The following is a 9,418-nucleotide window of genomic DNA, read 5'->3' as shown; positions in this document are numbered from 1 at the left end:
TCCGGGGCCAGGACGGAGGTCCGAGCCGGGACCCGTCCCGGGGCCGATCCGCCGGGGGCGGGACCGCGCGACCCTTGACGCATGAGGGATTTCGAGGGCTTCAGCGAGGCCGAGCGCGCCTATCTCACGGAGGGGCGGAAGCTCGGCCGGATGGCGACAGTGGACCCGTCCGGGCAGCCGCAGGCCAACCCGGTGGGCTACTTCCCGCAGGAGGACGGCACGGTCCTGGTGGGCGGGGCCCGCATGGGCCGGACGAAGAAGTGGCGGAACCTGCGGCAGAACCCGAAGGTGGCGCTGGTCGTCGACGACCTCGCGAGCGTCCGCCCCTGGCGGGTGCGGGGCGTCGAGATCCGCGGCGAGGCGGAACTCCTGGTGGGCCCGCACGAGCTGGGCCCGTACTTCAGCGAGGAGGTCATCCGGATCCATCCGCGCCGGATCCACAGCTGGGGCCTGGAGGGCTACACCGCCGAAGGGGCCGGAGCGGGGTAGCCGGCCGCGCGGGCCGAAGCGGGGTAGCGCGCCGTGCGGGCCGGGTCCAGGTAGCGGGCCGCGTAGGAGCGCCACGGCCGCCACTCCTCCGTCTCCCGCCCGTCCACCAGGGCGACGTCCGGGTCGCCGAGGGCCCGCATCCGGATCAGCGCGGCGGCCTCGGCGGTCACACCGGGGACGGCGAGCAGGGCGCGCTCGGCCTCGTCGCGGTCGGCGCCGGGGTCGAGGCGTACGGCCCCGTCGGTGAGGGCGCGGGCCAGCGGCCCCGCGACGGGGTGGCCGGTCAGGGCGGCGGGCTCCGGGAAGACATGGGTGAGGGTGCCGCAGGCGGTGGCCAGCGGGGTGCCGTGGGGCTCGACGACCCGGGCCGACTCCTCGGCGCCGAGGACCGTCCGCAGCGCGAACTCCTCGGGCTCGGCCGTGCCCGGGGAGCGCACGCCCGGCCGGGCGGCCACCTCGGCGGCGAGCCCGGGGGCCGCCCCGAGGCGCTCGGCGACCGCGTACGGATCGGCGTCGAGGTCGAAGAGGCGGCGCAGCCGGTGCACGGCGGTGGTCAGGTCGCGCAGCTCGGTGAGGTGGATGCGGGCCTCGAGCCAGCGCCCGCCGGACCGCTCGTCGACGGAGACCACGCCGGTGCCGTACGGGAGGCGGAGCGTACGCCGGTAGGTGCGGGTGCCGGGGACGCCGACGACCTCCTCCACCCGGGGGACGGCCTCGGCGGCGAGCAGGTCGAAGACCTCGCCGGCCGCGTACGGGCCCCGGTGGGCGAGCCGCAGCGGCACCCCGGCGGCGAGCGCGGTACGGGCTCCGGCGCCGCTGCCCGCCTCGGCGCGCAGGGCGGTGGGGGTGCGGGCGTAGACGGCGCGGATCGTCTCGTTGAACTGGCGGACGCTGGCGAAGCCGGCCGCGAAGGCGATCTCGGTGACGGGCAGTCCCGTGGTCTGGAGCAGCAGCCGCGCGGTGTGCGCCCGCTGGGCGCGGGCGAGCGCGACGGGCCCGGCACCCAGCTCGGCGGTGAGCTGGCGCTGCACCTGGCGGGTGCTGTAGCCGAGCCGCCCGGCGAGCCCGGGGACGCCCTCGCGGTCGACGACGCCGTCGCCGATCATCCGCATGGCGCGGCCGACGACGTCGGCCCGTACGTTCCACTCGGCGGAGCCGGGCACGGCGTCGGGCCGACAGCGGCGGCAGGCACGGAAGCCGTGGCCCTGCGCGGCGGCGGCCGTCGGGTAGAAGGAGACGTTCTGCCGCTTGGGGGTGACGGCGGGGCAGCTGGGCCGGCAGTAGATCCCGGTGGTCCGGACGGCGAAGAAGAACTCTCCGTCGAACCGGGCGTCCCTGCTGCTGACCGCCTCGTAGCGGGTGTCGTCGCGGGTGTCGTCGTCCCTCATGGCTCCCAGTGTGCGGGAGCCGCCCCACCCCGGCTCGCGGTTTTCGGACACCGCGATCGGCTCGGTCCCGGCATCACCGGGTCCTACCACCGCCGCGCTTGAGCTCCATGGCCTTCTGGCCCTCCCTGCCCATGCGCTTCCACTCCTTGAGCATCTCGGAGCGCACCCGGGCATCGGTCTTGGCGACGATCCGCCGGTTCTCGCGGATCAGCTTGCGGTAGCTCTCCAGGCGGCGCACGGACAGCGAGCCGTCCTCGATCGCCGCCGTCACCGCGCAGCCCGGCTCGGACTCGTGGGCGCAGTCGTGGAAGCGGCAGTCCCCGGCGAGCTCCTCGATCTCGGAGAAGACCTGGCCGACACCGGCCTCGGCGTCCCAGAGTCCGACGCCGCGCAGTCCGGGGGTGTCGATGAGGACTCCCCCGCCGGGCAGGACGAAGAGGTTGCGGGTGGTCGTCGTGTGGCGGCCCTTGCCGTCGACGTCACGGGCGGCCTGGACGTCCATGACGTCCTCGCCGACCAGCGCGTTGGCGAGGGTCGACTTGCCGGCACCGGAGACGCCGAGCAGCACGGTCGTGCCCCCCGCGACGGTCGCGGCGAGCACGTCGAGCCCCTCTCCGGTGGTGGAGCTGACGGGCAGCACCTGCACGCCGGGCGCGACCGTCTCCACGTCCTCGACGAGGTAGGAGAGCCCGACGGGGTCGGGCACGAGGTCGGCCTTGCTGAGGACGACGGTCGGCTGGGCGCCGGACTCCCAGGAGTCCGCCGACGTACGCAGCAGTGCCTCACCACTCGAACTGGACATCGCGAGCGCGAGGAACCGTTCGATCCGCCCGAGGTCGAGCTCGACCGCGAGCGACACACAGATGACGATGTGATCGATGTTAGTGGCCAGCACCTGACCCTCGGACCGCTTGGACGACGTCGACCGCACGAAAGCGGTCCGCCGAGGCAGGATCGTCCGCGCGTACCGCGGGTCACCGCCCTCGGGGTCGACAGCGACCCAGTCCCCCGTGCACACGACCTTCATCGGGTCATGAGGAACGACGAACGCGGTGTCGGCACGAATGACGCCGTCAGGCGTGGCCACATCACACTGACCGCGATCGACACGGACGACCCGCCCAGGGACGAGCCCCTGGGCGGCGTACGGGGCGAACTCGGCCTCCCAGCCCTCGTCCCAGCCGTAGACGGCGAGCGGGTGCTGGACAGCGGAAAGAGAAGACGGGTGGAGCGGAGCGTTGAACAAGGGGAAACCCTTCGAAGGGTGGCCCCGGCGGCGCGCTACGAGCGCGCGGATCGAGTAGGTGTCAGCCGGAGACCACAGGGGTGGGAACGATGAACTCCTGAATGCGGGCAGAGCCCGTCACCGTGACAGTCATCAATGTCCTCACCTCCTGCTTCTTCTCGACAAACCGACACCGTGCCCTGGGCAACGACACAGCCGCGCCCTGGAACGAGCAGAACCATAGCCCCGCCCCAGGGCACGGCACCACCGATTAAATTCGGGGCCCCACCTGCACAACGCCGACAACCAGCGGACCAGCGTCACGCCGCAAGTCGTACAGCATCCTGGGCGAGGACCTGGGTCCTGCCGATCTCAACGACCGGTCGCCTGTAGCTCACCGCGATCCCGGAGCACGTGGTGAACTCCACCAGTTCGTACCGCAGTACACCCACGGCCGGAACAGCAGCCGCGTCCAGTGCGGCAGCCAACGCGGGCAGCTCGGCAGCGAGCTCCCATGAAGTCGATACGAGGGAGAACACACCCAGCTCGGGAAGGTCCGCCAGCCGGAAGCCGATCCGGACCTTCGGCGTCGGCCCGCGACCCGCCTGGGCTGCCGCCTTCCGGTCAGACAGGCTCGCCGGACAGCCACACAGCGATCCACGTGCGCCCGCCGGCTCCAAGAACCGAGTTCCATCACAGACATGGAAAGTCTCACCAGCTCCGCGCATCACCATGCGAAGCGAGACGGCCCCGCGGCCACCCAGCAAAACAGGGATGTGGTCGCGGCGAGTCAGGACCTCGACGACATGCTCGTCGCCTGCGTCCGACATCCTGCGCGCACCTCCATAGAGCCCACCCACAGCGTCAGCGATCGAATGATCCTCCGTCGTAACGCGCCACGCCGACACCGCAATGGGCCTTCCATCTTGCTGTCGCGCCACATGGAAACGACCCACGGGTTCCGACGCGGATCCGCGCGGCCGATCCGCCCTATCGTCGTAGGGCTTCTGATCCCGCCTGGGGTTGCGGTACGGGTGGGCAGTCATCGTCTTCCTCCGGCGGCGCGACGTTCAGAGGCTCCAAGGATCCGATGCCCTCGCCGGTTGGCGTAGCCGGAGTTCACGTGTAGAGAGATGCCGGCTCGCACGTCATGAGGTCCGAGCAAGGTCTGTTCAGTTCCACCAGCACCGCAACCTCAGCGGCGACCCAATCGCGCACCCACGCATTACGAGGGCTGCAAGATCATGACAACGTATGCATGGTGATCGAGCCTGGTCTTGTTCTGCCTGGGCAGAGGAGTGATGCCGGGTCGCCCCTGCCATGTCCTGCGGTGTGGTGCTGGTCCGCCCACTCAGGCAGAAGAGGCCCGCTGAACAACCTGCGGCTGACCGAGCCGAATCGTGAGAGCCACTCGGACGCGCGTGGCCAGATGTCGCCTATTCCCCCAGCACAGGAGTTCCTGGAGGAGTTCGTCGAATCTGACGATGCACCATCATCACTGGAGTGAGAATGGCCAAGCGGGCCAGGAAGGCCCACGACGCGCAGGGGACGGGGAGTTCTGCATGACAAGCCAGGCGGACACGGTCGGCCTGAGGGTCGCCAAGGCGCTTTCGTACGTGTGTGGGCATCAGGACGAACTCGCTGCGCTGCTCGACGAGGACGACGACGCCTTGCGGGCCCTCGAAGCTGCTGTCGGTCGCCCTGCCGCGGACGACGTCTCGCTCCTCGCTCTTCTGGACACCCTGCACACAGCGGTTCGTGGCGCGGGCGACCCGTCAGGGGTGTATGGAGCAATGGGCCGCAGCGTGATGCCAGCCGGTGTTGGTGACCTGGACGTCGTGTACCGATGTCCCTTGCAGGTGTGCATTGGCCGATCCGGTCACGAAGTTGACGAGGACGTGCCACGCTGCCGGTTCGCCCCTGCCGGGACGGTACTGATCCGGGAGAGGCTCCCGTAATGGGAGGACTGCTCAGCGAACTCGGCAAGAAGCTGGCCGAGCGGTGGTTGACCCTCCTCGTGCTGCCGGGCGCTCTCTACTTGGCGGTCGCCACAGCCGGACACGCCCTCGGGCAGAATGCCGCGTTGGACGTGGGACGACTCACCCACGCGATCTCGGACGCGGCCCGAGCCCCCCAGGCAACTACGCTGGGCGGCCAGGTCGTGCTGCTGGCTGCCGTCTTGGCAGGTTCGGCCGCCGCCGGACTGGCCGCCCAGTCACTCGGCTCCGTTATCGAGCGTGTCGCCTTGGCTGTCGGCTGGGGCGCGTGGCCGTGGCCGTTCGGTGAGATGGCCGAGCGTCGTGTGACACGGAGGCAGCGCCGCTGGGACGCAGCACGAGGGGAGTACGAAGCCCTGCAGCTCCAGGAACGCGCTCCGCGTCCGGCCGACCGGCCCAAACCCCGGGCGCGTCATCGTGCGGCCATCAGGTGCGAACGCATCTCCGTGGAGCGGCCTGAGCGGCCGACCTGGAGCGGTGATCGGATCCATGCCGCCACGGTCCGGTTGGACCGAGACGTGCATGTCAATCTGTTCGTCCTCTGGCCACATCTCTGGCTCGTGCTGTCGGAGGAGATACGCAGTGAGATCGGCAGGGCGCGCTCCGCGCTGGCCCGGTCCGCTGTTCTCGGTGGATGGGCCTTGATCTATCTGCCCCTGGCCTGGTGGTGGTGGCCCGCAGCGCCGCTCGCCGTCGCGCTGGTGGTCATTTCGGCACGTCGCCTCCGTGCTGCTTCGGACGTCTACGCCACGCTGCTGGAGGCATCTGTGCGCCTTCACCTGGCAGACCTTGCCGACAAGCTGCGCATCGAGGAACAACCGATGGGTCCTTCGCTCGGTGGCACCGTAATGCGACGGCTGAGGAGTCCGTTGCCCGTGTCGGAAGCGGCCGCGTGAGCGCCGTCGAGTTCAGGGGATCGCCTCAGCGGGTGGGGGCGGTTCGGCAGTCAGAGCTGCTGGGGATCGGGAAGTGACAGGACGGTTCATGCAAGGTCGCGAGCAGGACTTCGCAAGAGAAGACGAGCTTGAGAGGCGAATTGCCGTAGTTGAATCACGGCTGGACCGGCTGAGCCTAGAACAGGACCTCAGCGTGGTGCTGGAGCCGGAAGCGCTGGTCGAGGCCCACCGACTCGCCGCCATCCTCCGGAGCGATGTGTCCGACCTGGAAGGTCATCACCTGCTCGGCTGGTTGCACACCTTCAGGTACCGGGCACTTCCTGGTGGAGCCGGGCGGCACGACAGGGAGGAAGCCGTCGCGAAGTTCACGCCATGCTTCGTGTTCGGCGCTGGTGCGGAGGATCTGCCAGATGACCTGCTTCCTGATGTGGCGCGGCACGCGATTGGATTCGTCTGGACGATCCAGCAGACAATGAGCACTCCGCCGGAGCCGGCGCTGCTCACACGGGTGATCGATCTCCTGAGACGCATCGCGGACGCCATCCCTTCAGGCGAAAGCCAGCACGCGGAAGCGCTGTCCAATCTCGCCGTCGCCCTTAAATCCCGCTTCGACACGGGCGGCGAACCAGGAGATCTGGACGCGGCAATCAACGCCATCCGGGGCGCTGTGGCGAGTACGGCACCAGGACAGCAGAACCGGTCAACCATGCTGACCAACCTGTCAGGTGTCCTGCGGGAGCGCTTCGCCCATACGGGTGCTGCGCGGGACCTGGACGATGCGATCGAGACCGGCCGACTGGCACTGCAAGCGGCCTCTCCGGCCGAGCGAGCCGGCGGACTCAACAACCTCGGCTCCGCTCTGAAGACCAGGTTCACCGAGAAAGGAATCCTGGCAGATCTCGACGCGGCGATCGAAGCGTTGCAGGAAGCATCCGACCTCTGCAACGAGGACCACGACAAGGCAGGAATTCTCCACAACTTGGGGAGCGCTTGGAGCGACAGATACGACAGCACCGGCGTCCTGGCGGATCTGGAGAACGCGATCGAGAGTTGCCGGGGTGCAGTCGCTACCGCCCCTGAGGATCACGCCGGGCTATCCATGTTTCTGTCCGGGCTCGGAAACACCTTGCTGAGCCGATTCGGGCGCACTGGAGAAAGCGCTTGTCTGGACCGCTCTGTCAGCGCCTTCAGGGAAGCACTGGAGATGCTCCCGCCTGGTCACCGGGCTCGGGGACTTCGCCTCACCAGCCTGGGCAGAGCCCTCCTGGCACGGTATCGCCTCAGCGGCGACAGGTCCGACCTCGATGCCGCGATCGAGACGAACCGCGCTGCTGTCCGAGAAACCACCCAGCAACAGACCGAGTTCAACGCCATTCTCAACAACCTGGGCATTTCTCTGTGGCAGCGTTTCGAGCGTACGGGTGATCCAGCAGACCTGGACGAGGCGATCAGTGTCAGCCGTGCTTCCGCACTGGCCACCGTGGACGGTCACGTCGACCGCCCAACCCGTCTATCCAACGTCGGACTGATACTGAGAAGCCGGTTCAAGCACACCGGGGCGTTATCGGACCTGGATGCCGCGATCGAGTTCGCGCACAACGCTGTGAAGGCGGCACCCCGTGGTCACTCCACTCTAGCTGCACTGCTGTCCAACCTCGGTGTCGCGCTGTTTCAACGTTACGAACGGAATGGGGACCCCCAGGACCTCGACGACGCGATCCGAAGGAAGCGCGAGGTCCTCAGCATCACGGATACCGACAGCCCCGACCACCCCCGCTACCTCGCGAATCTGTGCTCAGCACTGCACGCCCGGTTCCAGCACACACAAGTCTTGGAGGACCTGGACGGGGCGATCGAGGCAGGACGCGGTGCTGTCGGGAACGTCCCGTCCCACGCCCCTGAGCGTCCGCGCTACGTGTCCGCGCTGGGAGCCGTTCTGGCCGTCAGGTTCGAGGCGACCGGATCCGAAGCGGACCTGGAGGACTCGGTGGCGGCATGCCAGACAGCGCTCGATATCGCACCCGCCCAGCATCCAGAGCGCGCCGACTACCTGTTCAATCTGGGGACGGCCCTGCGCAGCCGGTATGAGCAGACCGGCTCGCAAGACGACTTCGACCGCGCTCTGGCCGCGTTCCTGGAAGGCGCACGAACCGACGGCACCAAGCCCTCGACGCGGATTCAGGCAGCTCAGGCAGCGGCCTCACTGATCGTAGAGGCGGACCCCGATCTCGCGGCCGACTTGTTGGCCCGGGCAGTACACCTGCTGCCCGAGGTAGCAGATCGCCAACTGGGCCGTGGTGACCAGCAGCATGCCATCAGCAAGTGGTCCGGACTGGCCGGCGACGCCGTGGCACTGGCTCTCGCTTCTCACGAAGGCACCGCCACTGACCGGGCAGTGCAGGGCCTGCAGTTGCTCGAGGTGGGCCGCGGCGTCCTCCACAGCCAGGTGCTGGATATGCGGAGCGACCTTGCCGACCTTCGCGAGTGCCATCCCGACCTGGCCCATCGCTTCGAGGTACTCCGGGACGAACTCGACCGGTCCACGGAAATGACAACTTCCCCCGCGGATCCTACGGAACAAGTCAGCACCACCGTACGTGCAGTCGACGCCGAGGAAAGTCGACGCGGCCTCGCTGGCCAACTCCAGACCACTCTGGACCACATCCGATCGCAGGACGGATTCGCTGGTTTCGCGCGTCCCCCCGCCGTGGGTGAACTCTTGGAACAAGCCGCCTTCGGCCCGGTAGTGAGCTTCAATGTGAGCCGACACCGCAGCGACGCCCTCTTGTTGACATCCGACGGGATCGAGTTCCTGAACCTGCCCGATCTCACCTACGACGTCACCGTCGACCGGATCCAGACCTTCCACCAAGCCCTGGAAACCGTTACGGATCCGCACACGACGCCTATCGCGCGTAAAGAAGCCCAGGCTACGCTTCGTGCCGTTTTGGAGTGGCTGTGGGACGCAGCAGCCGAACCGATCTTGAACCGGATCGGTTTCACCAGCGAACCCTCCCCCGGACAACCGTGGCCCCGCGTCTGGTGGGCGCCAGGAGGGCTCCTCTCACTGTTGCCCCTTCACGCTGCCGGCTATCACTCCGAGCCGCCCCGGGCGGACCTGGAGATCAGGGAGCGGCGAACCGTCATGGACCGCGTCGTCTCCTCCTACACGACCACCATCCGCACCCTGCACCACGCACGCCGTCATCACACCTCCGCTCCGCCCACGAGTCGGTCGCTGATCGTGGCCATGCCGACGACTCCGGGTGTCCGGGGCCGCTTGGACCACGTCTCGGAAGAAGCCTCAATACTGTGCGACCTGTTGCCGAAGCCGACGCTGCTGATCGAGCCGGACGCAGGGGCTGACCGAACGGCCGCCTCCGGCGGGCCGGACGCACAACCGACTAAGACGTCGTCTCATTT

The 9,418-nt window shown here is 68.5% G+C and carries 7 protein-coding genes; 4 read left to right on the top strand and 3 right to left on the bottom strand.

What is annotated here, in order from left to right; all coding sequences use genetic code 11:
• The first annotated feature begins 81 nt into the window (after positions 1-81).
• Positions 82-489, top strand: a complete 408-nt coding sequence (locus CCN56_RS03235; protein ID WP_086823315.1) for a PPOX class F420-dependent oxidoreductase — start codon at positions 82-84, stop codon at positions 487-489.
• On the opposite strand, the gene CCN56_RS03230 is transcribed toward CCN56_RS03235, so the two are convergent.
• From CCN56_RS03230 to CCN56_RS03220, 3 genes are all read right to left on the bottom strand, one after another.
• Complete coding sequence (locus tag CCN56_RS03230) at positions 459-1,877, bottom strand: DNA-3-methyladenine glycosylase 2 family protein (protein ID WP_086823312.1); 1,419 nt, start codon at positions 1,875-1,877, stop codon at positions 459-461. The two genes, CCN56_RS03235 and CCN56_RS03230, sit on opposite strands and share 31 nt — an antisense overlap.
• A 73-nt stretch (positions 1,878-1,950) precedes the next feature.
• A complete protein-coding gene (rsgA, locus tag CCN56_RS03225) occupies positions 1,951-3,123 on the bottom strand; it encodes a ribosome small subunit-dependent GTPase A (RefSeq protein ID WP_086823309.1) in 1,173 nt (390 codons plus the stop codon).
• Between the two features lie 299 nt (positions 3,124-3,422).
• The gene (locus CCN56_RS03220) at positions 3,423-4,148 is read right to left on the bottom strand and encodes a hypothetical protein (RefSeq protein ID WP_256961704.1); all 726 of its coding nucleotides are present in this window, start codon (positions 4,146-4,148) and stop codon (positions 3,423-3,425) included.
• A 516-nt stretch (positions 4,149-4,664) separates the two neighbouring features.
• Between CCN56_RS03220 and CCN56_RS03215 the strand changes: the two genes are divergently transcribed.
• The 3 genes from CCN56_RS03215 to CCN56_RS03205 form a co-directional block, all read left to right on the top strand.
• The gene (locus tag CCN56_RS03215; protein ID WP_086823303.1) at positions 4,665-5,060 is read left to right on the top strand and encodes a hypothetical protein; all 396 of its coding nucleotides are present in this window, start codon (positions 4,665-4,667) and stop codon (positions 5,058-5,060) included.
• Positions 5,060-5,995 carry a hypothetical protein gene (locus CCN56_RS03210; RefSeq protein ID WP_086823300.1) on the top strand — a complete coding sequence of 312 codons (936 nt, stop codon included), beginning with the start codon at positions 5,060-5,062 and terminating at the stop codon, positions 5,993-5,995. Before CCN56_RS03215 ends, CCN56_RS03210 begins: the two co-directional genes overlap by 1 nt.
• 73 nt (positions 5,996-6,068) lie before the next feature.
• Positions 6,069-9,418, top strand: a 3,350-nt coding sequence (locus CCN56_RS03205) for a tetratricopeptide repeat protein (protein WP_143664413.1), incomplete at its 3' end; no start/stop codon positions are given.

Source organism: Streptomyces sp. NRRL B-24572, from assembly GCF_002156145.1.
Classification (GTDB): Bacteria; Actinomycetota; Actinomycetes; order Streptomycetales; family Streptomycetaceae; genus Streptomyces; species Streptomyces vietnamensis.
Note: the sequence above shows the minus strand (reverse complement) of the source record. Positions and strands in the feature narration are given on the sequence as shown.

Excerpts from the sequence above, each read along its gene's own strand:
- CCN56_RS03215 (WP_086823303.1), top strand. The coding sequence starts at position 4,665 with ATGACAAGCCAGGCGGACACGGTCGGCCTGAGGGTCGCCAAGGCGCTT.
- CCN56_RS03210 (WP_086823300.1), top strand. The coding sequence starts at position 5,060 with ATGGGAGGACTGCTCAGCGAACTCGGCAAGAAGCTGGCCGAGCGGTGG.
- CCN56_RS03235 (WP_086823315.1), top strand. The coding sequence starts at position 82 with ATGAGGGATTTCGAGGGCTTCAGCGAGGCCGAGCGCGCCTATCTCACG.
- CCN56_RS03220 (WP_256961704.1), bottom strand. The coding sequence starts at position 4,148 with ATGACTGCCCACCCGTACCGCAACCCCAGGCGGGATCAGAAGCCCTAC.
- CCN56_RS03230 (WP_086823312.1), bottom strand. The coding sequence starts at position 1,877 with ATGAGGGACGACGACACCCGCGACGACACCCGCTACGAGGCGGTCAGC.